The organism is Exiguobacterium sp. s75 (assembly GCF_018617145.1).
In the GTDB taxonomy this organism is placed as follows: Bacteria; Bacillota; Bacilli; order Exiguobacteriales; family Exiguobacteriaceae; genus Exiguobacterium; species Exiguobacterium profundum.
On record NZ_JACSJQ010000004.1, the window covers coordinates 145,505 to 169,203 of the forward strand.

Annotated in this window: 24 protein-coding genes; 9 read left to right on the plus strand and 15 right to left on the minus strand. The window is 47.5% G+C overall.

All coding sequences use genetic code 11. The features are described 5' to 3' along the window. Nucleotides 1–76: 76 nt before the first annotated feature. From KNO68_RS12985 to KNO68_RS13005, 5 genes are all read right to left on the minus strand, one after another. Complete coding sequence (locus tag KNO68_RS12985) at nucleotides 77–1,975, minus strand: ABC-F family ATP-binding cassette domain-containing protein (protein ID WP_214685571.1); 1,899 nt, start codon at nucleotides 1,973–1,975, stop codon at nucleotides 77–79. Then, nucleotides 1,972–2,673 (minus strand): lysophospholipid acyltransferase family protein, encoded by a 702-nt coding sequence (locus KNO68_RS12990; RefSeq protein WP_214685572.1) that lies wholly within the window; start codon nucleotides 2,671–2,673, stop codon nucleotides 1,972–1,974. Before KNO68_RS12990 ends, KNO68_RS12985 begins: the two co-directional genes overlap by 4 nt. 78 nt (nucleotides 2,674–2,751) lie before the next feature. After that, entirely contained in the window at nucleotides 2,752–3,012 is a 261-nt protein-coding gene (locus KNO68_RS12995; RefSeq protein ID WP_015880843.1) for a hypothetical protein, read from the minus strand. 87 nt (nucleotides 3,013–3,099) lie between these two features. Further along, complete coding sequence (locus KNO68_RS13000; protein ID WP_031421071.1) at nucleotides 3,100–3,342, minus strand: hypothetical protein; 243 nt, start codon at nucleotides 3,340–3,342, stop codon at nucleotides 3,100–3,102. Nucleotides 3,343–3,470: 128 nt separating this feature from the next. Next, on the minus strand, nucleotides 3,471–3,623 hold the full coding sequence (locus tag KNO68_RS13005; protein WP_015880844.1) for a hypothetical protein: 153 nt from the start codon (nucleotides 3,621–3,623) through the stop codon (nucleotides 3,471–3,473). A gap of 289 nt (nucleotides 3,624–3,912) precedes the next feature. Between KNO68_RS13005 and KNO68_RS13010 the strand changes: the two genes are divergently transcribed. The 5 genes from KNO68_RS13010 (at nucleotide 3,913) to map (ending at nucleotide 8,806) form a co-directional block, all read left to right on the plus strand. After that, the gene (locus KNO68_RS13010) at nucleotides 3,913–4,764 is read left to right on the plus strand and encodes a CvfB family protein (RefSeq protein ID WP_015880845.1); all 852 of its coding nucleotides are present in this window, start codon (nucleotides 3,913–3,915) and stop codon (nucleotides 4,762–4,764) included. Between the two features lie 170 nt (nucleotides 4,765–4,934). Further along, a complete protein-coding gene (cshA, locus tag KNO68_RS13015) occupies nucleotides 4,935–6,464 on the plus strand; it encodes a degradosome RNA helicase CshA (RefSeq protein ID WP_078146356.1) in 1,530 nt (509 codons plus the stop codon). A 100-nt stretch (nucleotides 6,465–6,564) separates the two neighbouring features. Beyond that, entirely contained in the window at nucleotides 6,565–6,816 is a 252-nt protein-coding gene (locus tag KNO68_RS13020; RefSeq protein WP_215112573.1) for a hypothetical protein, read from the plus strand. A gap of 41 nt (nucleotides 6,817–6,857) precedes the next feature. After that, nucleotides 6,858–8,042, plus strand: a complete 1,185-nt coding sequence (locus KNO68_RS13025) for an EAL-associated domain-containing protein (protein ID WP_214779426.1) — start codon at nucleotides 6,858–6,860, stop codon at nucleotides 8,040–8,042. A 14-nt stretch (nucleotides 8,043–8,056) separates the two neighbouring features. Beyond that, nucleotides 8,057–8,806 carry a type I methionyl aminopeptidase gene (gene map / locus KNO68_RS13030; protein ID WP_015880849.1) on the plus strand — a complete coding sequence of 250 codons (750 nt, stop codon included), beginning with the start codon at nucleotides 8,057–8,059 and terminating at the stop codon, nucleotides 8,804–8,806. Nucleotides 8,807–8,842: 36 nt separating this feature from the next. Here map and menC read toward each other — a convergent pair whose 3' ends face one another. From menC to KNO68_RS13060, 6 genes are read right to left on the minus strand one after another with little or no spacing between them, the layout of a single operon-like run. Further along, entirely contained in the window at nucleotides 8,843–9,913 is a 1,071-nt protein-coding gene (gene menC / locus KNO68_RS13035; protein ID WP_215112572.1) for an o-succinylbenzoate synthase, read from the minus strand. Then, complete coding sequence (gene menE, locus KNO68_RS13040; RefSeq protein ID WP_215112571.1) at nucleotides 9,910–11,268, minus strand: o-succinylbenzoate--CoA ligase; 1,359 nt, start codon at nucleotides 11,266–11,268, stop codon at nucleotides 9,910–9,912. The genes menC and menE overlap by 4 nt, the downstream gene beginning before the upstream one ends. 49 nt (nucleotides 11,269–11,317) lie before the next feature. After that, nucleotides 11,318–12,142, minus strand: coding sequence for a 1,4-dihydroxy-2-naphthoyl-CoA synthase (gene menB, locus KNO68_RS13045; RefSeq protein WP_214818422.1), 825 nt, complete (start codon nucleotides 12,140–12,142; stop codon nucleotides 11,318–11,320). Nucleotide 12,143: 1 nt separating this feature from the next. Beyond that, nucleotides 12,144–12,923 carry an alpha/beta fold hydrolase gene (locus tag KNO68_RS13050; RefSeq protein WP_215112570.1) on the minus strand — a complete coding sequence of 260 codons (780 nt, stop codon included), beginning with the start codon at nucleotides 12,921–12,923 and terminating at the stop codon, nucleotides 12,144–12,146. Beyond that, nucleotides 12,920–14,569: a 2-succinyl-5-enolpyruvyl-6-hydroxy-3-cyclohexene-1-carboxylic-acid synthase gene (gene menD, locus KNO68_RS13055; RefSeq protein ID WP_215112569.1), complete on the minus strand. Its 1,650-nt coding sequence runs from the start codon at nucleotides 14,567–14,569 to the stop codon at nucleotides 12,920–12,922. The genes KNO68_RS13050 and menD overlap by 4 nt, the downstream gene beginning before the upstream one ends. Beyond that, the gene (locus tag KNO68_RS13060; protein ID WP_215112568.1) at nucleotides 14,562–15,950 is read right to left on the minus strand and encodes an isochorismate synthase; all 1,389 of its coding nucleotides are present in this window, start codon (nucleotides 15,948–15,950) and stop codon (nucleotides 14,562–14,564) included. The genes menD and KNO68_RS13060 overlap by 8 nt, the downstream gene beginning before the upstream one ends. A gap of 168 nt (nucleotides 15,951–16,118) precedes the next feature. Between KNO68_RS13060 and KNO68_RS13065 the strand changes: the two genes are divergently transcribed. After that, entirely contained in the window at nucleotides 16,119–17,018 is a 900-nt protein-coding gene (locus KNO68_RS13065; protein WP_214685584.1) for a 1,4-dihydroxy-2-naphthoate polyprenyltransferase, read from the plus strand. Nucleotides 17,019–17,037: 19 nt separating this feature from the next. After that, nucleotides 17,038–17,589 (plus strand): beta-class carbonic anhydrase, encoded by a 552-nt coding sequence (locus tag KNO68_RS13070; RefSeq protein ID WP_078146364.1) that lies wholly within the window; start codon nucleotides 17,038–17,040, stop codon nucleotides 17,587–17,589. Between the two features lie 38 nt (nucleotides 17,590–17,627). Here the strand turns inward: KNO68_RS13070 and KNO68_RS13075 are convergent, their stop codons facing one another. The 4 genes from KNO68_RS13075 to KNO68_RS13090 all read right to left on the minus strand — a co-directional run bounded on the left by KNO68_RS13075 (nucleotide 17,628) and on the right by KNO68_RS13090 (nucleotide 22,100). Further along, nucleotides 17,628–18,581 (minus strand): YihY/virulence factor BrkB family protein, encoded by a 954-nt coding sequence (locus tag KNO68_RS13075; RefSeq protein ID WP_214685586.1) that lies wholly within the window; start codon nucleotides 18,579–18,581, stop codon nucleotides 17,628–17,630. A 64-nt stretch (nucleotides 18,582–18,645) separates the two neighbouring features. Further along, complete coding sequence (locus KNO68_RS13080) at nucleotides 18,646–19,083, minus strand: NUDIX domain-containing protein (protein WP_078146366.1); 438 nt, start codon at nucleotides 19,081–19,083, stop codon at nucleotides 18,646–18,648. Nucleotides 19,084–19,150: 67 nt separating this feature from the next. Next, nucleotides 19,151–20,077 carry a carbohydrate kinase family protein gene (locus KNO68_RS13085; protein WP_215112567.1) on the minus strand — a complete coding sequence of 309 codons (927 nt, stop codon included), beginning with the start codon at nucleotides 20,075–20,077 and terminating at the stop codon, nucleotides 19,151–19,153. Between the two features lie 115 nt (nucleotides 20,078–20,192). Continuing rightward, complete coding sequence (locus KNO68_RS13090) at nucleotides 20,193–22,100, minus strand: heavy metal translocating P-type ATPase (protein WP_214689232.1); 1,908 nt, start codon at nucleotides 22,098–22,100, stop codon at nucleotides 20,193–20,195. Nucleotides 22,101–22,301: 201 nt separating this feature from the next. Between KNO68_RS13090 and KNO68_RS13095 the strand changes: the two genes are divergently transcribed. Beyond that, a complete protein-coding gene (locus KNO68_RS13095) occupies nucleotides 22,302–23,243 on the plus strand; it encodes a DMT family transporter (RefSeq protein WP_214685589.1) in 942 nt (313 codons plus the stop codon). Nucleotides 23,244–23,376: 133 nt separating this feature from the next. Next, nucleotides 23,377–23,679, plus strand: a complete 303-nt coding sequence (locus KNO68_RS13100) for a hypothetical protein (RefSeq protein WP_214685590.1) — start codon at nucleotides 23,377–23,379, stop codon at nucleotides 23,677–23,679. Nucleotides 23,680–23,699: the final 20 nt, after the last annotated feature.

Below are 23,699 nucleotides of genomic sequence, written 5' to 3' on the forward strand. Positions count from 1 at the left end.
AAGAGGTGGATTTCCGGAACACGCTCTGGAAATCCACCTCTTTTTATTAAATTTGATAAGCTACCTCATTTGGAGGTCAGCCTTTTTTCTGTGCTTGTATTTGTTCATCGATTTCGGATAGGTAGGTCCAACGTTCCATCTTCGCATCGAGTGTTTCTTTCAGTTCTGCGATTGTTGCGTACAACTCATTGACTTTACCAAGGTCGCTACCCGCTGATGCAAGTGTCGCTTCTTGCGCTTCAATCTGCTCTTCAAGTGCCGCGATGTCTTCTTCGATCGTGTCCCATTCCTTCTGTTCTTTGAAGGTGAATTTCACGACCTCCGACTTCACGCGTTCCTTTTTCTCTTTAGGTTCTTTCTCTTTCTTCACTTGACGAACCTCTTCTTGTCGCATGGCCAGGTAGTCACTATATTCTGCGTGATACACCTGGATGATCCCATCTTCGAAGGCAATCAACTGTCCGGCGATCCGGTCTAAGAAATAGCGGTCGTGACTGACGGCGATGACTGTACCTGGGAATGATTCTAAATAGTCTTCTAAAACAGACAACGTCTCTGTGTCCAAATCGTTCGTCGGTTCATCGAGGAATAACACGTTCGGTTCATCCATGAGAATTCGAAGCAGGACTAGACGTCGTTTTTCGCCACCAGATAGCTTCGCAATTGGTTTGTATTGCGCGTCCGGTGAGAAAAGGAAACGTTCGAGCATCTGCCCCGCCGTGATGACCTCGCCGTCCGGCGTATGAATGACTTTGGCGATGCGTTCGATCTCATCGATGACCCGTCGTGACTCGTCTTCAAATTCGACTTGTTGTCCGTAATAGCCTAAATGAACAGTTTCTCCGTGCACGATCGTACCGTTTGTCGGTTCTAGGCGCTTGGCGAGCAAGTTCATGAGTGTTGATTTCCCACTCCCGTTCGGTCCGACGATTCCGTAGCGTTCACGGCGACCGAAAATCCAATTAAACTGCCGAATGAGAAGGGAGTCGTCGTATCCGAAAGACAAATCTTCGACTTCGATGACCTTTTTGCCGAGACGTCGTGATCCGACCGAAACGTCGAGCGTCTCGTCTTCTGCTAAGCTCTCTTGATGTTTCAAGTCTTCGACGCGTTGAATGCGTGCCTTTTGTTTCGTTGTCCGGGCTTTCGCGCCTCGACGTAACCAGGCGAGTTCGCGACGTAATATATTCTGTCGTTTCTGTTCCATCGATTGTGCCCGCGCTTTGCGCTCGGCACGCTTCTCGAGAAAGAGTTCATAGTTCCCGTTATAGAAGTAACTCGTTCCATCCGCAATCTCCAAAATGTGATTCGTGACACGATTCAAGAAATAGCGGTCGTGGGTGATGAGCAGGATGGCTCCTCGGTAATCGGCAAGCATCGTTTCGAGCCATGCGATTGTATCGGCATCCAGTTCGTTCGTTGGCTCATCTAAAAGGAGCAAGTCCGCTTCATCGAGTAACGCTGCGGCGAGCGCGACTCGCTTTTGTTGCCCCCCAGACAAGGCGTTCACATCGATTGACACGTCAGGAAGACCGAGCCGGTTCAAAATCGACTTCAGTTTTGCTTCCGTTTCCCAAGCGTCTGCGGCATCGACGGCCTGTTGGGCTTTCATGAAGCGTTCAAGTAATTGCTCACTTGTCGGGTCCGCTTCGAGTGCTTGCCGGGCGCGTTCGAACTGTTTCAACGCTTGAACGGACGGAGTGTTACTTGTGAACAAAGCGTCTAGAATCGTTTGTCCTTCGTTAAATTGAACCGTTTGAGTCAAGTAGCGAATCCGATAATCGTTCGGATGCTGCATCGTGCCTCGATCTGCTGTCTCGGTACCGGCGATGATTTTCATGAACGTCGATTTCCCCGAACCATTCACGCCGATAATCCCGATACGGTCTCCGGGATGGATTGTCATCGTCACATCATCAAATAAGACTTTGTCGGCAAACTCTTTATGAATGCCTTCAATCATTAATAAACTCATGCGTTCTCTCCTTCAAGCTGTTGACGAATGGCCGCCTCGACCGTCGCTGCGATTTCCTTGTTCGGCAAATCGGCCGGATCAATCGCAGGTAAGAATGTGACATCGACCGTTGCCGGGGTGATTCGATTTTTGGCTTCTAACAATTTATAACTGCCTTGAATCGCGACTGGAACAATCTTCGCACCACTTGATGTGGCAAGCGTCAAACTTCCAGCTTTAAACTCCTTCATCGGTCCACCTTTTGAGCGTGTGCCTTCTGGGAAGACAATCATCGATTGACCGGATTGAATCGTTTCGACTCCGGAACGAATGGCTTGAATCGATTGCCGACGGTCACTCCGGTCGATGAAGATACATCCCATCAATTCCATCCAACGTGGGATAATCGGGAATTTTTGAACCTCGATTTTTGAGATAAACGCTTTCGGTCGTTTCGTGGCGGTCAACATGATCGGGACATCGAAGTTTCCTTGGTGGTTCGACACGTAGACGACGGGTTCATCCGGAATCTGGTCTTGGCCATGGACACGGACGTCTGAACCTGCGATTTTTAGTAGAAACTGTGCCCATTTATAAGCGATATCTTGTACGTAACGGTAACGTTTCGGTGTTTCGATTTTTTTCGCTTTCTGTAAAAACGGGACGGTGATCGGTAATACGGCAAAAAATGAGAAAAACCATACAGCTGTTCGAATCATTCTATTCTCTCCTCTCATGATGACAACAAGAAAGAGTCTTCTTCTCTTGACGAGAATCCGACCCTTCGGCATGAATCCTTATTCCCAAAAGCGAGAATCGCTCTCTTCTTCCTCTTCTTCGAGCTCGAACGTAATGCGTTTATTCACAGGATCGACGACGAAATAGGCGCCGTCTTGCTCGATACTTTTGATTTGCATGGCCTGGTCACTTCCGATTTCGAGAGTGAGACGGATTCGATTGTCATCATCGACGAGCAAAATGCCGTCCTCTTTTAACCAGAGCTCCATGACAGGTGAATAACGAAGTAGCCATTCATTCGATAACGGGATTTCATTCATACGGTTGTGTGCCTCCTGCGATTATAAATCCATTGTACGATGTCTGTTCCTACATAGGATACCAAATGTGGCGAGGGAAGACGAGCGTTATGTAGAGCGTTTTCGAGTCGTAGAGTGCATTCTGTCCACGACGCGTTTGATTCGTTTCTGGTTCCGTCTTTCTACAAAATACTCGTTTGCCTGCATGAAGAGTTGTTTGAAGGAAGAGAGTCCCATGGCAATCAAGACGGCGAATAGAAATGTCCCGATTGGATCTTTGTACAATTCAGTCTGGAACAAGAAAGCAAGTCCTACGATTGATAAAATGGTCGTGAGAAAATAAAAAATCATAGCGGAGTCTCCTTTTCTTAAAGGGTATGAAAGAAAAAGGCATGGTCTTTTAATCGTATTCGACTTTTTGAAGGAAAATCCTGTTATGTATTCCAAAGAAAAAACGCCTTCAGTTGGCTGAATGGCGTTTACTCTTGGGTCATGTAAGTCGAAGATGACGAAACGTTCGTATCGACACCGTTTGAGAAAATAAAACTGAGTGATGCGAGCAATGCGAAAAAGGCGACAAGTAATCCTTTTGTAAAACGTTTTGCAAAAGAACGAGACTGTATATCAAACATTTATTATCCCCCGATCAATCCTAAATGAAACCTTATCTATACTGGACACTTCCTATATAATAACGTTTTCAAAAAAAGGATACTAGCAGAAAAAAAGGCGTTCACAAAATTGTCACAAAATTTTAATAAATCATGTGAGTTCATTAAACAATCGCCATTTCAACTGTCTCAAAACACGTTCACATTTTCGACACATTTATTCAAAATGTTGAAAGAGAACATGATATGATTAGGAACGTGTGTAGATAGGTATACTGACAGTAATAGCTTAGAAAAGGATGTGGGTGTAATGGCATTGCGAGCAGGAGAAGTAGTAGATTTAGTCGCGGAACGTTCTGCTGATTTTGGAGTATTCATTAGTAACGGCCGCGAAGAGGTGCTCCTTCACCGAAAAGAACAGACAGAAGAAGTGACGATCGGTCAAACAGTTCGCGTCTTCTTATATCATGATTCAGAAGGACGTCTCGCATCAACGATGACGATTCCGACCGTTTCATTTGATGAGTATGAATGGTTTGAGGTAACGGGCGTCCGGTATAACACAGGGGTCTTCGTGAATATCGGAATTCAAAAGGACGTTCTCGTTTCAATGGATGACTTACCGGAGAACCGGTCGTATTGGCCGCAGACAGGCGATCAATTGTGCATTCGCTTGAAGTATGACCAAAAAGGACGTTTGCTTGGGGACCCTGCACCATATGCGTTCTTGAACTTGTTGGCACGACCGTCGAAAGAAGAATGGAACAACCAGGACGTGCAGGCCATCGTCGTCAATAAACGTGAAGTGGGCGTCAACGTATGGGTCGAAGGCGAATCACTCGGTTTCTTGCATGAGGCAGAGATGACGCGTTGGCCACGTCTCGGAGAACAGTTGACCGTTCGTGTGACGCAGGTCAAACAAGATGGTACGGTCCTCGTTTCGATGAAGCCACGTGCGTACGAGGCGATTGATGGTGATGCGGCGAGCATCCTCTCGTATATTGAAGAACGTGGAGGACAAATGCCTTATGGTGATAAGACATCACCTGACATCATCGACCGTGAATTCGGGATGAGTAAAGCGGCATTTAAACGAGCGCTTGGAAAACTGTTGAAAGAGAAACAAGTTGAAAAGCTCGACAACGGCTACAAATTGAAATAAGATAACTCATGTTCGGGTGACATGAAAAAGTTTGAAAATGTATTTCTTTCATTTTAGGAATAAATACGTTATAGTTAATAAAGTTGACTATGAGGAAACATTAAGAAAACGTCTGTAGATCTGTCAAACTGAACTCAGACGTTTTTTGTATGAACAAAGGAGAATATAATTTGACAAAATTTCAAGACTTACAATTAAGTGAAGCATTAGTAAAAGGTGTACACAAAATGGGCTTCGAGGAAGCTACACCGATCCAAGCTGAGACAATTCCTGTCGCACTCACGGGAGTGGACGTATTAGGACAAGCACAAACAGGTACAGGGAAAACAGCAGCTTTCGGTATTCCGACAATTGAGCGAATCGATTCAAAGGCGCGTCAAGTCCAAGCACTCGTTCTTGCACCGACACGTGAACTTGCGATTCAAGTTGCAGAAGAATTAAACAAAATCGGTGAAACGAAGCGCGTATACGCACTTCCAGTATACGGTGGTCAACAAATTGACCGTCAGATCCGTGGTTTGAAAAAGAACCCGCAAATCGTCGTAGCGACACCAGGACGTCTCATGGACCACATGAAGCGTAAGACGATCAAACTCGATGACATTCAAACAGTCATCTTGGATGAAGCGGATGAAATGCTCAACATGGGCTTCGTTGAAGATATCGAAACGATTTTGGCTGGTCTTCCTGAAGAGCGCCAAACGCTTCTCTTCTCAGCGACAATGCCACCACAAATCAAAAAGATTGCTGAGCGTTTCATGAAGTCGCCGACAATCATCAAAGTCAAAGCGAAAGAAATGACAGTTGAGAACATCAACCAACAGTTCATCGAATTGCGTGAAGGTCAAAAATTCGATACGCTTTGCCGTTTGATCGACATCGACTCACCAGAACTCAGCATCATCTTCGCTCGTACGAAGAAACGTGTAGACGAAGTGACAGAAGCACTCATCAAACGCGGATACACTGCAGACGGTCTTCACGGAGACTTGACGCAATCGAAACGTGACCAAGTTATTCGTCGTTTCAAAAACGGAACAATCGATATCTTGGTAGCGACAGACGTTGCGGCACGTGGACTTGATATTTCAGGTGTCACACACGTTTACAACTTCGATGTACCACAAGACCCAGAGAGCTACGTACACCGCATCGGTCGTACAGGTCGTGCTGGTAAAACTGGTACAGCCCTCACGTTCATCACGCCACGTGAATTTGGACAAGTGAAAGCAATTGAACGTGTAACGAACAAACGCATGAACCGTCGTCACGTACCGACAATCGCGGAAGTACTTGAAGGAAACCAAAAGCAAGCAGCTGAAGAATTGATCGAACGCGTTCAAGCGGGCGACTTCAAAGCTTACACGCAACTTGCGACAGAACTTCTTGAAGAGTACGAAGCAGTTGAAATTCTCGCTGCTGCCCTCCGTGGATTGACGAAAGAGCCAGATTCAACACCTGTTGAAATCTCGTACGCTGAACCAGTTCGTGTGAAACGCCAAGGTGGCCGTGGTGGCGATCGCGGTGGATACCGTGGTCGTAACGACCGTCGTGGCGGTGGCGGTGGCCGTGGTGGCGATCGTCGTGGTGGACGCGGTGGCGAACGTCGTGATGGACGTAGCGGAGACCGTAAAGGATCATTCCGTGGTGACGATCGTCGTCGCTCGGATGACCGTGGCCCACGCCGTCCGCGTGACTAATCATCGTGAAATGCCGCATTTCCTTAAGTGGATTTGCGGCATTTTTTATTGTGTCGTGCTACACTAGTTGAGTAGAGATAGAAGGATGAGGTGTCAACGGATGGTGGAATTAAGTTTCGGTCTCCTTGTGCTACTTGGTTGTGTAATCGCATTGAAACCAATTGTCTCAAGGACGAATCGTCCTAACTTTCGTTATATCCCCGTGGCAACATTGTTATTTGGAGCGATGATTTTCTTAGTGTTAGCCATTGGAGTAGGCGGAAAGATGGGCATTGCATATGGCATGGTGAGTATCGCCTATTTTATTGCTTGTTTCGGTGCCTATATGTATGTACACACGCGAACGAGCTGAATGTAGCTCGTTTTCGTATTTAACGAAGAGGTGATGGAGTTATGGATGCGGTAGAAGTGATGGTCCATCCTGAAGAAGTGATGGTGACGTATGAACCAATCCTTGGAGCGGCGACGTTTCAAGTGGAAGGATATATGGTACACGGACGCTTTCGTGGTGAATCGTTGACACCATTTTTTTATGATGATGACGTTCCCCTCGAGTATCAATTAGACATCGCTCAGCGAATGGAACAGTTAGCGGCTGAACAACTTCGTGACGCTAAATCTTTTGTCACGTTTAGATGCCGGGCAGAGTGGATTCTTGAAGAAGGAGGAGAAGCGTTTTTAGCACCGCTTCGCGAACTCAATTTTCCGTTACATCGCATATACGTGACACTCCAAGGAACGGATTTAGTTGATGTCTCTCGTCTGTCGCGTGTCATTCAGTACTATCGGTCGTATGGATTGAAGATTGCGTTAGACTTTGCGGAATCGACGAGCATCGAAGACATCATGACACTTGCGCCAGAATTGTTACTCGTCGACCTTGGTACAATGATTGAGAAAAAGACGTTATCGGTCACCTATCCGAATATGCTTCAGACAATGGAATATATCGCTTCAAAGCTCGGTGCACCGCTTCTTTACAAATCCATCGACCATGTTGGACAGCTTCGTTACGCGTGGCAGCACGGTGGTCGCTATTACATGGGGGGGCTACTCGGATTAGAAGATGCGCTTCCACAACGAGAAATCAAAGGAATGGGTGTATTGGCACAAGAAGTTCCCTCCTTCTTTTTACATGATCAGAAACGATTGAATCGCTTGTACGAGCTTGAATTTGAGTTACACCGCCGAATCGGAGAACTCGTTCAATCTGGAAAATGGTCGAGAGACAAGAAAGATGAGTGGATTCAATTCATCGCCCCAAAATTGGAAGAGGTGTTTGTTCGATATTATCTAACGGATAAGACAGGTTTCCAGACGAGTGCGAACGTTTACTGCGTGAATGGAGAGTGGCGTGTCGATAATACGTATCGAGGCTATAACTGGAGTTTCCGACCGTATTTCATTCAGACGATGGCGGCGATGGATGTACGGGGGCGTGGTTATTTATCGGGGGACTATCGTGATTTCAGTTCGAACGAAGTGACGAGAACCTTCAGTTATCCGTTACCGGACGGCATGTTCTTATTCGCAGATATATCTGAAGAATACTTATATCAGAATCGATTATTAGATTAAAAGGGAGAATGATGATGTTAGATTATGATTACGATGCACTGCGCGAAATCGGGCGAATCGTCGCACTTGCGCGAGATGAGATGGCGAAAGCCGTTAAGCCCGGTATGACAACAAAAGAATTAGATGCGATCGGGCAACGTATTTTAGAAGAAGAAGGTGCAGCTTCTGCACCGATTACGATGTACGAATTTCCAGGTTACACATGTATCTCGCTCAATGACGTTGCTGCCCATGGTATTCCGGGAGATGAAGTCATTCAAGAAGGCGATATCGTCAATGTCGACGTCTCCGCTGTGAAGGATGGGTATTATGCCGATACGGGACGCACTGTGATTGCGGGGGCGGCGAAGTCACCTCAGCACGAACGTTTGGTCGAAGTATCCTTGACTTCATTAGAAGCTGGTCTCAGCAAGGTCAAGGCGGGTGTGAAAGTCAATCAGATCGGGAAAGCAATTTACGCTGACGCGAGAAAGAATGGATTCACGGTCATCCGGAACTTGGCCGGACACGGACTCGGTCGGACATTGCACGGGGAGCCAGAGACGATCTCGAACTATTATAGTCGCGAAGAAAATCAGTTATTAAAAGCCGGGCAAGTGATTGCTGTTGAGACGTTCATCTCGACAAAGGATGAAATCGTCTATCAATCGGAAGAGGATGGTTGGACGCTCTTCACTCCGAACAAGAGTCTTGTTTCGCAGTTCGAGCATACAGTTGTTGTCACAGAAGATGGATATGAAGTGTTAACGGGATCGTTCCGTTAACGTAAAAAGGTGTGGTTCTCGTGAACCACACCTTTTTCATGTTTGCAATGTAATCACTTCTTCGCGTAACCGTTCAATCACATTCCAATCTGGTTGTACGGAATCCGGAAGAGTCAACTTTCCATTCTCCACTTCAAGCGGGGTATCGAGTAAATCTTGCTCGAAATAAGCGCTCGTGCCTGACATGTCCGCGGGGAAGCTCGCGCCGCTTAACGAAGCAAACAAGAGTGTATGATATCTTCCGATACCGGATTCATACATGCCACCGACCCAGTATGGCGTTCCGTGTTTTCGAATGTGGAGCGCCTCGCTAAGCCCACCGACACGTGCGGGTTTAATGTTGACGATTTTTCCGGCACCAAGCTGTGCCATCGTATCCACGTCGTCATAAGACGTGATGGATTCGTCGAGACAAATGGGGGTCGTGAGTTTTGCTTGGAGAGCCGCTGATTTTGTGAATTGTCGGCTTGGGTACGGTTGTTCGATCATCAATAACCGATGGGCATCGAGTTGTTCGAACCATTCCATTGGTTGATCGGACGCACTTCCGTTTAAATCAATCATGAGAGGCGCGTCAGGGAAGACCGCACGAATCTCACGTAGGGCAGGAACCAGTTCATTAGGAGATGCCTTTAATTTGATGCGTTCGAATCTGTCAGCTAATGCCGTCTCGATGGATTTCATCGTTTGATTCAGTAACCCAATCCCGATTGTTCGTCCGCAGGAAACGGAATCTCCGGCGCTCATGAATGACTTTAGTGATTTGTTCGCGCGCGTTGCTTCAATCTCCCAGAGTGCACTTTCCCACATCGCCTTTGCCATGTGCTGACCGATGATGGACGAGACCAAGTTCGGAAACACGTCCGTCGTGACCGTCATCCCTTTCAGTAAATTGAGAATCAATTTGGACGTATCGATCATCGATCGGGTCGTTTCTTCCGTGTACCAAGGGGTCTCAAAAGCAGCACCTTCTCCGTATCCGACGACACCGTCTACGGTCTCTAGACGAAGGATGAGCGTTCTTCGGACAGATAAGACGGCGTGTGCCGTCACGATCGGGTGTTTAAACGTCAACGGGACGATGGAAAGGTCAGCACGTTTGATCATGGCAGTAGCTCCTTTAAGCGATGGCGCATTAATTTTCCGTTCGCGTTTCGTGGTAAATTCGGTGCGTGGTGGATGGTGATCGGGTGCTTATATTTAGCCAACTGTGAATCGAGAACTTCCTGCATCTCGGCTGGGTCATAGGAGCCGACGACGAAGGCGATTGGGACTTCTCCCCAAGTCGGATGTGATTGTTTCGTGACGCCGACGTCTTGGACGCCGGTACAGCGTAACATGGCGGCTTCGATTTCAGCAGGATAAACATTTTCACCACCAGACAGAATAAGGTCGGTTCGGCGATCGTGTACATATAAATAGCCATCCCTCATCGTGCCGAGGTCACCCGTTCGCCAATAACCATCGGGTGTCCAAGCGTCTGATTCAGGTTGTTCGAAGTATCCTTTCGTCACAGTTGGTCCCTTTACTTCAATCTCTCCGTCTGAATTAATTCGAATTCTTGTGGGGGCGATTGCCTGCCCACTCGAACCGATATGTGAGAGCGCTTCGCTCGGAAGTAACGTCGCGACCTGAGAGCACGTCTCGGTCATCCCGTATGTCTGAGCAATGGGTAACTGCCGTCGTTCTGCTTCTTCTAGTAATGAGCGCGGGACGGGCCCGCCTCCGACGAGTAACGTGCGAAGATGATGCTTCTTCAGACCGGCATAGAGCAATCGTTGCAGCATAATTGAGACGAGTGACAGTTGGGTGATGCCTTCTGTTTCGATGACGTGAAGGGTTCGATCGACATCAAATCGCGGCTCGACATAGAGAGTCGAACCGATGATGGCACTCCGATACACTTGGGAGAGTCCGCTCATATGAAAGAGCGGGGTCACCGCGAGCATCCGGTCTGATGGACGATAGTCCAAATGCGCTTCAGCGGCTCGGGCGCTAGCGAGGTGATTCCCGTACGTCTGTTGCACTGCTTTGGCTCGACCCGTCGTTCCGGACGTAAACATGAGAGACATGGTTTCATCTTCATTCCACTCATGGGTCACGGTGAAACATGAAGTGGTCCGGCGTGTGATCAGGAGTTGGGTGATAGACAAATCGATTTCTACGTCAACGAGAAGGAGGTCCACTTTTGCTGTTTGTAGCTGAGTACGCACTTCCTCTTCGGTCAGCCGTGTATTCAACGGAACAAGCACTTTTCCGAGCAGATGTACTGCATGAACGGCAATGACATAGTCTTTGCTGTTTTTAGCGAATATGCCAATTCGTTTGGCGGTGGGTGTCTGTTCATGGATGAACTGGGCAAGTTGAAGGCTTTCCGTGCGTAGCATTGCCCATGTCAATCGATCGTCAGCTGTCACAAGGGCGAGATGTGACGCTGGGTGTTTCCGAATCCATTCATACATAGCTGTCACCTCCAAAAAAAGAGTAGCGAAATCGCTACTCTCTCAACAATTAAGGGAAACGTGGGAATTGACCGAAGTCAGGGTCACGTTTTTCTTTGAACGCATCGCGTCCTTCTTTTGCTTCATCTGTCGTGTAGTAGAGAAGCGTTGCGTCTCCAGCGAGTTGCTGAAGTCCGGCAAGACCATCTGTATCTGCGTTCATTGCTGCTTTCAAGAAGCGAAGCGCTGTAGGTGAGTGTTGTAAGATTTCTTGGCACCACTTGATCGTTTCTGCTTCGAGTTGATCGAGTGGGACGACCGTGTTGACGAGTCCCATGTCGAGTGCTTCTTGTGCATCGTATTGACGGCAAAGGTACCAGATTTCACGAGCTTTTTTATGGCCGATGATGCGTGCCAAGTATCCAGAACCGTATCCTGCATCGAACGAACCGACTTTAGGACCTGTTTGTCCGAAGCGAGCGTTGTCCGCTGCAATCGTCAAGTCACAGACGACGTGAAGGACGTGTCCTCCGCCGATTGCGAAACCTGCGACCATGGCGATGACCGGTTTTGGAATGACACGAATCAAGCGCTGAAGGTCGAGGACGTTCAAGCGTGGGATTTCATCGTCCCCGACATAGCCGCCATGTCCACGAACCTTTTGGTCTCCACCTGAACAGAATGCCTTTTCGCCTTCACCTGTCAAGATGATGACGCCGACTTCTTTATCGTCGCGAGCGCGAGCGAATGCATCAATCAATTCATTGACCGTCAACGGACGGAATGCATTGCGCACTTCGGGACGGTTGATGGTGATTTTGGCAATCCCGTTCCACGTTTCATATTTAATGTCTTCATACGTCCGGACCGATGTCCAGTTCGCTACTGATTCCATTTTAAATACCCCCTAAAATCAATTTCTTTATTATTGTACCAAACTCTGATGCATTCTCAATATGAGGAGCATGCCCTGCGTTTGAAATTTCATAGATTTTAATATCTGGTCGCTCTTCCTGCATGTATCTTGCGATGGCTTTGAACTTGAGATCGTCTGACCCGACAATCAAGTCGGTACGGGGGAGACACTGCAATGTGCCCCATAACGATGGCATATGTCCCGTACCGATTGACCGCAAACTGTTTGCGAGGGCATTCGGTTGTTGGGCGAGCCGACCTGTTCGGAGTGAACGTTTCATGTCTTCCGTCTGTCGCCAAAGCGGAAGGTTCTCCCAACGATTCACGAATGCAGCGATACCCTCGGTTTCAATCAAGTGAGCCAATTCTGCATCTTGGCGGCGGCGTGCGGCTCGTTCCTTAGAAGTGAGCAGACCGGGAGTCGTGCTGATCCCGATGACATGTTCGACACGCTCGTCGCATGCGGCGAGTGTCAATGCGATTCTCCCACCGAGTGAATAGCCGACGACTGTCCAAGGTCGGTCGTCCGTATCCAGTAAGCGGGACAAATCCTTAACTTGCTGACTCATTGTCGAACGATTGACTGAAGGGTGCTCCGTTGCGCCATGTTGGAGGAGCGACGGTGACACAAGACGAATCGGTAATGTAGGGAGCGAATCGACCCAATGGGCGTTTCCGGTGAATCCGTGTAAAAATAATACCGGTTTTCCCTCACCGCGATGAATCACTTCATAACGTACGCCACGTAAATCGATGTTCATGATTCGTTCTCCGTGATGAGGCGAGCGCAGACAGATTGTGTCCAACCTCGATGGATCGTCACATTCTCCTCACGATTCGATGGGAATTCGATTAAATGAACGCCATCTTCAATCGCTTCTTGAATTTCATCCGGTCGTTCAATTAGACGATACGATAAGCCATATGTGTCAGCAAATCCACGGATATTTAAATCAAGCGGTGTGCCGAATAAATCTTCGAACAACTGTGTGTCGACAGAAGCCTGCGGGAGGAAGGAAAATATCCCTCCACCGTTATTGTTAGCAATCACGACGGAAAATTTTCCGGGATGATGCTTTAACAGTTGCAAGGCGTTGCTATCATGATAGAACGCTAAATCACCGATCAATAGAGCGCCGTGAGCCGTATCATAACTGCTTCCGAGTGCAGTGGATAACACACCATCAATTCCGTTTGCGCCTCGATTGGCGAGAACGTGTATATTCGTGCCGGCAGACAGTGATGTATCTATATCTCGAATCGGCATACTATTACTGACGAATAGACGCTCAATCGATGTATCGAGCAATCGTTTCGTCAATTCCGCTTCACCTTGAAGTGACGATTTTGCAGACTCGGCAACCTCTTCAAAAAAGCGTAAACGTTCAAGGTACCGAGGTTCGTTTGCGGATGCGATGAGCGGTAGAAAATCGAGTGCGTCGCCGTAACAGATGGTGGCTCGGCTACTTGGGTCGCGATAAGATCCCGGTTCATCGATGACGAGTTGATTCGCCATGGCCATCCATTGATTGAAGCGTTTCGAAACAGGTGCAGCCCCGAAACGGACGAACACCTCAGGCAGCCAATCAGTCCGATGCTCACTCGCGAGCCACGTGTCATAGTTGGTCAAGACGCCGTCGAAACGTCGCATGCCACTAAGAGGATCGGCAAAAATCGGGATCTGTCGTTCGGAAGCGAATTCAACAATGGATTTCTGCCAAGATGTCGGGGTGTAAGGTCCGACGACGAAGGCGAGTCGTTTTTGACTCGTGCATTCCGAGAAAATGTTTTTGTCTGCTTGTGTCGGCCGAATACGCTGTCGTTCTGGCAAGACAGGGTCAGCTTTTAACATCTGTTTCAATGACTCGAGGTCAGGAAGCAGAGGCTCTCGAAACGGTACATTCAAATGAACAGGTCCCATCGGTGCTTGCATTGACAGATTCGTGAAGCGGGTAATCGTTTGTTTCATAAACGATAACGTTGTCTCCTCTGGAACAGGCAAATCAATGCTCGTCTTCACTTGTTCACCGTAGAGGCGGACTTGATTGATTGCTTGTGGAGCCCCGACATTGCGCAGTTCATGAGGACGATCGGTTGTCAGTACGACGAGTGGCAAATGCGATATGAACGCTTCTGTCACAGCCGAATAGTAGTTTGTTGCCGCCGTTCCACTTGTGCAAATCAATGCGACCGGGCGAATTGTTTCTGACGCACGGGTCAGTCCAAGAGCAAAAAATCCGGCAGATCGTTCATCGACGATGATGTGATGACGAATCTGAGGATGAAGATATGCCGCTACAGCGAGCGGAGTCGAGCGGGATCCTGGGCTGATGACCACGTCTTTTACACCGGACGCAACAAGCCGATTTACCATGGATGCGACCCAATCGGTCAAAACCTTATTCATCTAGGGTGCCTCCTTGATTGTGTAAATCAAACTGCAAAGCTTGTTTGATTGGACTCATTTTTATTTCTGTTTCTTCGAGCTCTTGCTCGAGTGCAGAGTCTTTCACAATCCCACATCCAGCATACAGTGCGACGAATTGGTGTTGAACGAGTGCAGAGCGAATCGCCACGACAAACTCGCCGTCGCCTTCATTGTCTACCCAACCAAACGGAGAACCGTACCACCCGCGGTCGAATCGCTCAATTTCACGAAGCAATCGGACCGATGTCCGCTTCGGAGAGCCGCCGAGTGCTGGCGTTGGATGTAGCGATTCCGCAAGTGACAGCAAGGAAGCATTTGTTTCGAGTGTCGCTTGAATTGGGGTGTGTAGATGGAACACCGAGCGATTGGCCAAAATTTGCGGAATATCTCGTGTTTGAATCGGTGCAGTATAGGGTGTCAACGCCTGCTTGATGTCTTTCACGACAATTTGATGCTCCTCACGATTTTTTGAATCGTTTAGGAGTTTCTCTTTCGCAATTTCTGCCTCGATCTCGGTTTTCGGACGCTTGATTGTCCCGGCGATGGCAGCCGTGTTCAGTTGCATGCCTTCTTTTTGAATCAATCGTTCAGGAGTCGCCCCAAAGAAACCAGTGTCACGCTTTGGTTGATACAAATAGATGTAACTAGATTCTTGATGATCTGCTAAATGCTTCAAACTTTTTGAGAAGGGGAACGCATCATCGGAACGCTGATAAATTTCTTCGCGGGCAATCACGATTTTTTCAACTCGTTCTTCTTCAATCAACTGTTTAGCCTGTTGGAAACTGGACTTGAAGTGATCGACCCCATCTTTCACTTTTGTATAAGACGGCGTCGCTTCTTCCGTCGGACGAAGTGAACTGAACTGGGCCAACTGATCTGCCAATTGAATCAAATACTGTTCGACCGACTGCTTCGAAGAGACGAGAGTGGCCACTGTCAACGTGTGTCGGTCTTTATAGCGACGGTATAAAAATTTTGGGACGACGAGTGATGCCTCCCCAAAGGCATCCCACATACTTTTTTGTGGTCGCATAAACGTGTCGAATGAAAAACCGGCGAACGCGTGGATTGTCGCATCGACATCTCGTCGGTGAAGACTCCAATCGTATTGAAGTCGCTGAAATCGTTCGGGTCCAGAAGCGCTCAAGACGAGTGCATCCCCGCAACCTAGCATTTCGAGCGTCCGGTCTGGTGTCATGAAATAATAATGGGACGTATCGGTGTTCTGGATGATTTGAAAAGCATCGAACGCCGAGATTTCCCATGTGTATGATGCGAGGACAGGCCGTTGCCAAGCTCGCGCCCGTTTATGGGCCTGCTCAATTCGCTGTTTTATATGTGTTTGAGTATCTGGCATAAAAGAAAAGCCTCCTCAATCGGATAGAATTCTCAATCTTTAGTGTATCATGAGTTCGCAATACACCTGCCTATGAAATGCTCGGGAAATGATCAAGAATCTAGGATAATGGGCTGGCGTTGACAGATTTTTTCATCGAGACGTAAACTAACGAAGGGAGGGAACGAAATGAAACAGAAATCGAAAGGGGCATATTGGCGAATGATTCGCCCGCATACCCTGACCGCAAGCTTTATTCCGGTCTTGCTCGGGACGTTCATCGTCCTCGATCAAACCGAACTCAAGTGGGGACTTTTCCTTGCCATGTTAGTGGCATCTGTCCTTATTCAAATCGCGACGAACTTATTTAACGAGTATTATGACTACAAGCGTGGTCTTGATCATGAGGGGTCAATCGGAATCGGAGGCTCCATCGTACGTGATGGATTTACACCACAGCAAGTATTAGCGGTGGCGCTCGGCATGTATACGATTGCGGCACTACTCGGGCTCTACATTGCGGCATCCACAAGCTGGCATTTGCTTTGGATCGGCGCCTTGTCTATGCTTGTCGGCTACTTATATACTGGAGGGCCGCTACCGATTGCCTATACGCCGTTTGGTGAAATTGTCGCGGGGCTATTCATGGGATATGTCATCATCGGGATTGCCGGCTTTATCCAAATCAATACGGTGACGACGGAGTTGCTACTCGTGTCGTTCCCGATGGCCTTGTTGATCGGAGCAATCTTGCTTGCGAATAACATCCGCGATTTAGATAACGATAAAGAGAATGGTCGAAAAACGATCGCATGTCTAGTCGGTCATCGACGTGCGGTGTATGTATTGGCCGCATTCTTTATCGCGGCATTAATCGGCATCATCTTAGCGGTCGTAATATATGGCGTCACTCCGTGGGTCTTGCTGTCGCTCTTTACGGTGCCGGTCATGGTCCGGGCGATTCAACGGTTTTGGCAGAAGGCAGAGCCGGCCGCATTGATGCCTGCGATGGCGATGACAGCGAAAGTGAACACGCTGTTCGGAGCATGGATGGTCATCGGACTCATCGTTTCAAGATTTGTGTTGTAAAAAAAGAGGAGGCGTTAACGTGTCAGTCGTAAAAGAAATGCTTGCATTCAATAAACGTTTCGTAGAGGAAAAACAGTACGAACCGTTCGTATCTGATAAATTCCCAGATAAGAAAATCGTCATTTTGACGTGTATGGATACACGTTTGACAGAACTGTTACCTCAAGCGCTAGGACTTAAGAACGGAGACGCTAAAATCATTAAAAATGCGGGTGCAGTCTTGTCGCATCCGTTCGGTTCGGCCATGCGCTCCATTTTGGTCGCTCTTTATGCGCTAGGAGCAGAAGAAGTTGTCGTCGTCGGACATTACGATTGTGGGATGGCGGCGATTGAACCGACTGTCGTCATCGAAGAGATGGAGCGTCGTGGAATCGACCCGCAAACGTTGAAGACGCTAAAGTCTTCAGGAATGGATTTGGAGCAGTGGCTCCATGGATTTGATTCAGTTGAAGAGAACGTCGTTCATTCTGTTAACCTGATCAATAACCATCCACTGTTACCACCAGGAACGAATGTACACGGATTCGTGATTGACCCGGCGACGGGACGTCTTGATCCGATCGAAGCATAAGAAAGGAGCGCGTTCAGTTTGAACGTGCTCCTTTTGGGTTATCCGTACGTATTCGTCGGGATGTCATCATAGTTATCTTCTTCTTGCTTTTGTTTCGCTTTCTTTTTGTTCTTTTTGAAGTCGCGTTCGTATTCCTGTTCGCTCGGTGTCTTGAAGAAACGCATCCATGTCGCGTTGATCTCAGATCCGATTAAAATGATCATCCCGGTTAATTGTAACCAGAGCAACGTGACGATGATTCCTCCGAGTGACCCGTAAGTCGAGTCATAACTTCCGAAGTTTGAAACGTATAGGTTGAAACCGAATGAGACGATTTGCCAACCGATGACACCGAAGATGGCACCAGGGATGGTACTTTTCCAAAAGACGTGCTGTTGTGGAGATACTTTATAAAAAATCGAAAGCGTCAAAATGAGGACAACCGTCGTAAGGACATATCGGAACACGTTGATCATCATTTCTTCGGCTCCGGTAATGTTGACGGGTAAATACTCAGTGACGAATGAAATGATTTGAGACCCGAACACGTTCGATAGAATCAGCAGTAGCATCCCGAGTCCAAGCAATATCGTCAATCCGAGTGCCAATCCTTTTTTGACGAAAAAGTTACGTTCATTGTCTTCACCATAAGCATGAAGTGACGTCGTGATCAGACGGTCTACCCCTTTTGAGGCGGACCAAATGGCCAAAATCGCACCGAGCGACAAGAGACCGCCTTGTGGTTCGCCAATCGCCTCGAAAATTCCCGTTAGAAACCCGGAAGCGGCGGACCCGGGTGCCAAATCGTTCAATTGATTTTGAAACGAATCTTGTGAGACATCAAAAAAGGACAAGAGCGCCAAAATAAAGATGATTCCAGGAAAAATGGATAAAAACCAAAAGAATGCTAGGGTAGCCCCGTAGTCTTGTACATCATGCTCTTGAAATCTTCGAAATAACTCTTTCCCAAATGAAAGCCAATTCTTTTTTTCCTTCACTTCTGTCATTGCCATTATAAAACCCTCCTAACTCGATCGTTAAAAAACGTTTCCCGATTTCGGCAGGGTGTACACCTGATTACTCCTCGGATAAGGTCAAATCGTAAAAACGTTCCTCATGTAAGGCGAGTTTTTCAGCAAGTGAAGGTGGACGAACGGGGAGATGAGGGAGTGCAGACCGTTTGATCCACATCGGTGTATACGATCCGTTAGTCTGTTCCTCTTGAAACTCTTCACCTGTTCCGGTCCCGAATTCGCCACCTGTCATCTTCGCCCAATAATAAGGATTTAACTCGTTATTGAATGCGACGTAGGCAGCGACACCTTCTAGTTCCACGTGAACACCGAGTTCTTCAAATGCTTCACGTACGGCCGTCTCTTCTGTTGTGTGCCCATATTCGACTCCGCCACCTGGGAAAACGTAATAGAGGACGTTTTCTTTTTCGCGACGGATCAAAGCCACTTCATCTCGATCATTCATTAAAATGATCGCGCTTCTTAATTTCGTTCGAACCAATGAGATCGTTCCTTTCGTTCCTGTGATTTTGCACAAAACGCATCGACGATTCGCCGATGCGTTCTTTTCATTCTTGCGTAGGTTGTTCTAATGATGCGTACATCTCTTGCGTCAATCCGTTCTCATGAGAGGCGATGACTTTTCCTGCGACGCGCATGCCCAATCGAAGCGCCTCTTCAATCGAGTGTTGTTTCATGAGCTCCGAGATGACAGCGGAGAAGAATGAATCACCCGCCCCTGTGGAGTCGGCGACTTTCACTTTTGTCGTCGGGACGTGACCTTGTTCGTTCGTATGAAGGTCGACATATACAGCGCCAAGCTCACTCATCGTGACGATTGTGAGGGGAGCACCTTTCATGGCGAGTACTTCCGCGACGCGAAGGGCATCGTCCACTGTAACGATTGACATGTCGGACAAAATTTCCGCTTCCTCGCGACTGCAGATGAATCCTGTGAATCCTTGAAGCAAATGACGGTTTCGTTCGATGACGGATAGATGGCCACAGACACCATAAAGCGGTAAATCCATTTCACGGCATAGTTCAATCGTCTCGTTCAAGACGTTGACCGATAAGTCTAAATCGATGGCGACCGCGTCGCTCTCTTCGAAGACCGTATCGATTTGACGTAAAATCGCTTCTTCCATACGGGCTTCGTCTGGTTGTTTCGAAATAGATGTTTGAAGATCACCGTTGTTGTCCATTACAGCGAGCCACATTCCCATACCATTATCGTCAAGCATGTCGACCCCATCGACGTTTACATTCAAGCAACGTAACTCTTCGAGGACACCGACACCGATTTGGTCGTTCGTGACGGTCGAGACGAAGCGGACATCGTTGCCGAGCACACCTAAGTTTTGAGCAACGTTTCGACCTGTTCCGCCATTGGAAAAAGTGATGTCGCCGACATTCTTCGCATCTTTGTGGAGCGGTGCGAAGGAAGTCCCTTTAATATCGACAAACACCTTGCCGATGACTGCAATCGTATTCATATCTTGTACCACCTTTAGTCAATCTTTCGATCTGTTTCAGTCTGTAGACACATTGTTTCAATTATAACGAAATCGACATATTGTTTCAATCATCGATTCCATTTTGTCGAATGGATCACTCCCACGATGACGTGAGGAGTCGGAGGCCGTTCAAAATAACCAAAATGGTTGAGCCTTCATGTCCTACAACCGCGAACGGCATGATGAGTAACTCAAAGATGTTCGTTGTAATCAAGACAAGAATCACACCGAGTGCAAAAACGACGTTCTGTAAGACGATTCGATTTAATTTGCGCGATTGACGAATGGCGTCACTCAATCGGACGAGGTCGTTTTTCATTAAGACGACATCTGCCGTTTCTAGTGCGGCATCCGTACCTTCGCCCATGGCAATCCCCACGTCGGCGGTCGCAAGGGCGGGGGCATCATTGATTCCGTCGCCAATCATCCCGATTGTTCCATATTCCTCTCGTAACACCTTGATTTGCGAAACCTTCTCTTCAGGCAAGCATTCGGCGATATAGCGTGTCAACCCAGCTTCGTTCGCAATAGCGCGAGCGGTTGCCTCGTTGTCTCCGGTAATCATGATGGTCGCAATCCCTAAGTCGTTCAGTCGCTTGATTGCTACCTTTGCCTCGGGTCGTAGCGTGTCACGTAAGGCGTAAGCACCGATTGTACGTGTCTCGTCACTGATGAAGACGAGTGTATGACCGGCCTCTTTCAATCGTTCGACATCATTCTTAAAGAAATCACCGCTTCGGTCAGCGAACTTCTGTTTTCCTACCCGATACGTCGTCCCGTCAATCGTTGCTTCAATTCCGGAGCCTGTGATGTCTTTGAAGTGTGTCATTTCCCCGCTATGTTTTCCGGTGTAGGAAACGAGCGCTTCAGCAAGTGGATGCATCGAATGCTCTTCAATCAAACTGACAATTCGGTTGACGTCCTCTTCTTCTAATGAAGGTGAGATGAGCGCTTCTTGCACAATCGGTTTCCCAATTGTGAGTGTCCCGGTCTTGTCAAAGGCGATTGCTTTTAGACGTCCCATGTTCTCGATATGAGCACCGCCTTTAAAGAGAATCCCGTGTTTTGCAGAAGAGGCGATGGCAGCCAGCGCGGCCGGTGTGATGGCGGCGACGAGTGCGCAAGGGGAGGCGCCAACGAGAAGGATCATGCCGCGATAGATGCTCGTTTCAAGAGACCACGACGTGACGAACGGTCCGAGAATGATGATGGCCGCAACAGAGAAGAGCACGATTTGAACATAACGTCCTTCATATCGATCGATGAACTGTGCAGACGGTGATTTCTCTTCTTGTGCTTGTTGGACCATTTGAATGATCTTTTGGAACAGTGTTTCCGTCGCAAGTTTTGTCACTTCGATCGTCAATACCCCGTTCAAGTTGACACTCGATCCGAACACGTCATCACCGACTTGACGATCGACAGGGACGGATTCGCCTGTGATGGCGGCTTCTTCTACGGATGCGTTGCCTTTTACAATTTTTCCATCGACCGGAATGCGTTCACCAGGACGTACATAAATCCGATCTCCGACACGAAGGTCGTCGATATGAACAACTTCGAGTTCATCAGTGTCTGTTAGACGAGTCGCCTGTTCCGGCTGTAATTCCATTAACGATTCGAGGGCACGTTCATTTTTGTTCATCGTATACGTCTCGAGTGCCCCGGATAAAGCAAAGATGAAGATGAGGATTGCCCCTTCCATCCAGTACCCAATCGAAGCGGCACCGATGGCGGCGACAATCATGAGAAGCTCTACATTCAGCGATTTCGTCTCAATCGTATCCGAAATCCCTTCTTTCGCTTTTGCGTATCCTCCGATGAAGAAGGCGGATAAGTAAAGTGTGACATGAATCCAAGGCGCTCCGCCTTGTGTTTCGGCGATATAAGCGAGTACAATCAATACACCGCTAATGAGCGCCATGATCAATTCAATATGTTCGTACCAGCTAGCCCGTTTGAAAACGTGGCTTTTTTCGTGCGTGACCGATTGGACATTCATCGATAATCCCTTCTTTCTAATTGAGAATAAATCTCGATTAAATGATAATGACTGATGATGATTATCATCTTCAATTGGCTTAAAATAAAGAATTTATAGAAGTTTAATCTGAATCCTTTATTTATAATGATTGTTATCTAGATTTATCTTAACACGCTTATCAGTGACTCACAAATAAAAAGATTAAGGAGTTTTTGTGTCATGCAAAATATATTTGAACGCCCTTGGACGGTGGCGTTATTGGCGATTTTCAATACGTTGTTATGGGGGAGTGCGTTCCCATTCATCAAGTTGAGTTATGAGAAACTTGATATCCAATCGAATGAGTATGGGCAACAACTATTGTTCGCTGGCGAGCGCTTTTTACTCGCAGGGATTCTATTGCTCATCATCAGTCAGACCGTTTTGAAACGGTCTGTCCGATTCACCCGTGAAAAGGTAAAGGCGTATGCGCATCTCGGTTTGTTTTTGACGTTTCTACAATACTTGTTCTTCTATATCGGACTGTCCATTTCGACCGGGGTCCAGGGATCAATCATTGCTGGTTCTACATCGTTTTTCCAAATGGCCCTCGCTCATTTCCGATATGAAGACGACAAATTGAATCGATTGAAGGGGTTTGCTTTAACGTTTGGTTTTTCTGGAATCGTCATCGCGAACTGGCCGGCGACCGGATCTGAAGTTGGTTTTGGGTTAGGAGAGATTTTACTCATCTTGGCGATGGTATCCGGAGCGTTCGGGAACTTGATAGCGAAGGACTACTCGAAGACGTATGATGTTGCCCCGATGACGGCTTGGGCGATGGTGATCGGTTCAGTTGGGTTACTGCTGATTGGCTATCTATTAGACCCGAATGGTGTTTCCATGCCGTACACCGGACAGACGATTGCGTTCCTGTTTTACTTGGCGATGTTGTCAGCGATCGGATTTACATTGTGGAACACATTGATGAAATACAATCCGGTCAGTCGAATTTCACTCTATATCTTTTTAGTTCCCTTATTTGGTGTCATGTTGTCAGGGATTTTACTCGGTGAAACGATTCCGTGGAATGCGGTGGTCGGACTCGGATTCGTTATTGTCGGCATTTATTTATCTACGTATTTTCAAGGTCGCCGTACAAAAAAAACGGATGTCATTTGAAATAGAGACAGAGTTGACGGAATTGAAATCCCGTGACAAAATATATTAAAAATTCTGAATTTTAAAGTTCGAAAATCGGTCTTCGTTTGTAAAGACTTGCGTGCGCAATCATTCAAAGGGAGGAGGAGAAACAATGACTAGAAATCGAATCGTTCGAAACATTCTCATCTCACGTCAGCCGAAAGATGAGTACGTCAAGTACGTGATGAAGTGCGTGAGTCAAAGTTTAAAAGAACGTCACGGTCTAGTGGCGACCCGCGCCACAAGACAAGGTGATGATATTCAGACGAGATGGCAGTTCGATGACCGTGTCGTAGAAGTGACGCTAAAATCCGATGTACTCGCTTCGCTAGACACTGAACCATTCGCGCTAGACGAAGTGTTCATCCGAGCTTTGCAGTTAAACGATGATGAAATGGAACGAGTAGTGGAATAAAACAGAGGCAGGTGGTTCAT

Bases quoted from the DNA above. Each gene is read 5' to 3' on its own strand.
- KNO68_RS13060 (WP_215112568.1), bottom strand. From the start codon at position 15,950: ATGCCAGATACTCAAACACATATAAAACAGCGAATTGAGCAGGCCCAT.
- menD (WP_215112569.1), bottom strand. From the start codon at position 14,569: ATGAATAAGGTTTTGACCGATTGGGTCGCATCCATGGTAAATCGGCTT.
- KNO68_RS13010 (WP_015880845.1), top strand. From the start codon at position 3,913: ATGGCATTGCGAGCAGGAGAAGTAGTAGATTTAGTCGCGGAACGTTCT.
- KNO68_RS12995 (WP_015880843.1), bottom strand. From the start codon at position 3,012: ATGAATGAAATCCCGTTATCGAATGAATGGCTACTTCGTTATTCACCT.
- KNO68_RS13005 (WP_015880844.1), bottom strand. From the start codon at position 3,623: ATGTTTGATATACAGTCTCGTTCTTTTGCAAAACGTTTTACAAAAGGA.
- KNO68_RS13000 (WP_031421071.1), bottom strand. From the start codon at position 3,342: ATGATTTTTTATTTTCTCACGACCATTTTATCAATCGTAGGACTTGCT.
- KNO68_RS13050 (WP_215112570.1), bottom strand. From the start codon at position 12,923: ATGAACATCGATTTACGTGGCGTACGTTATGAAGTGATTCATCGCGGT.
- KNO68_RS13075 (WP_214685586.1), bottom strand. From the start codon at position 18,581: ATGGCAATGACAGAAGTGAAGGAAAAAAAGAATTGGCTTTCATTTGGG.
- menB (WP_214818422.1), bottom strand. From the start codon at position 12,142: ATGGAATCAGTAGCGAACTGGACATCGGTCCGGACGTATGAAGACATT.
- KNO68_RS13085 (WP_215112567.1), bottom strand. From the start codon at position 20,077: ATGAATACGATTGCAGTCATCGGCAAGGTGTTTGTCGATATTAAAGGG.
- KNO68_RS12985 (WP_214685571.1), bottom strand. From the start codon at position 1,975: ATGAGTTTATTAATGATTGAAGGCATTCATAAAGAGTTTGCCGACAAA.
- map (WP_015880849.1), top strand. From the start codon at position 8,057: ATGTTAGATTATGATTACGATGCACTGCGCGAAATCGGGCGAATCGTC.
- menE (WP_215112571.1), bottom strand. From the start codon at position 11,268: ATGTATGAATGGATTCGGAAACACCCAGCGTCACATCTCGCCCTTGTG.
- KNO68_RS13095 (WP_214685589.1), top strand. From the start codon at position 22,302: ATGCAAAATATATTTGAACGCCCTTGGACGGTGGCGTTATTGGCGATT.
- KNO68_RS12990 (WP_214685572.1), bottom strand. From the start codon at position 2,673: ATGATTCGAACAGCTGTATGGTTTTTCTCATTTTTTGCCGTATTACCG.
- KNO68_RS13020 (WP_215112573.1), top strand. From the start codon at position 6,565: ATGGTGGAATTAAGTTTCGGTCTCCTTGTGCTACTTGGTTGTGTAATC.
- KNO68_RS13100 (WP_214685590.1), top strand. From the start codon at position 23,377: ATGACTAGAAATCGAATCGTTCGAAACATTCTCATCTCACGTCAGCCG.
- menC (WP_215112572.1), bottom strand. From the start codon at position 9,913: ATGATCAAACGTGCTGACCTTTCCATCGTCCCGTTGACGTTTAAACAC.
- KNO68_RS13065 (WP_214685584.1), top strand. From the start codon at position 16,119: ATGAAACAGAAATCGAAAGGGGCATATTGGCGAATGATTCGCCCGCAT.
- KNO68_RS13025 (WP_214779426.1), top strand. From the start codon at position 6,858: ATGGATGCGGTAGAAGTGATGGTCCATCCTGAAGAAGTGATGGTGACG.
- KNO68_RS13090 (WP_214689232.1), bottom strand. From the start codon at position 22,100: ATGAATGTCCAATCGGTCACGCACGAAAAAAGCCACGTTTTCAAACGG.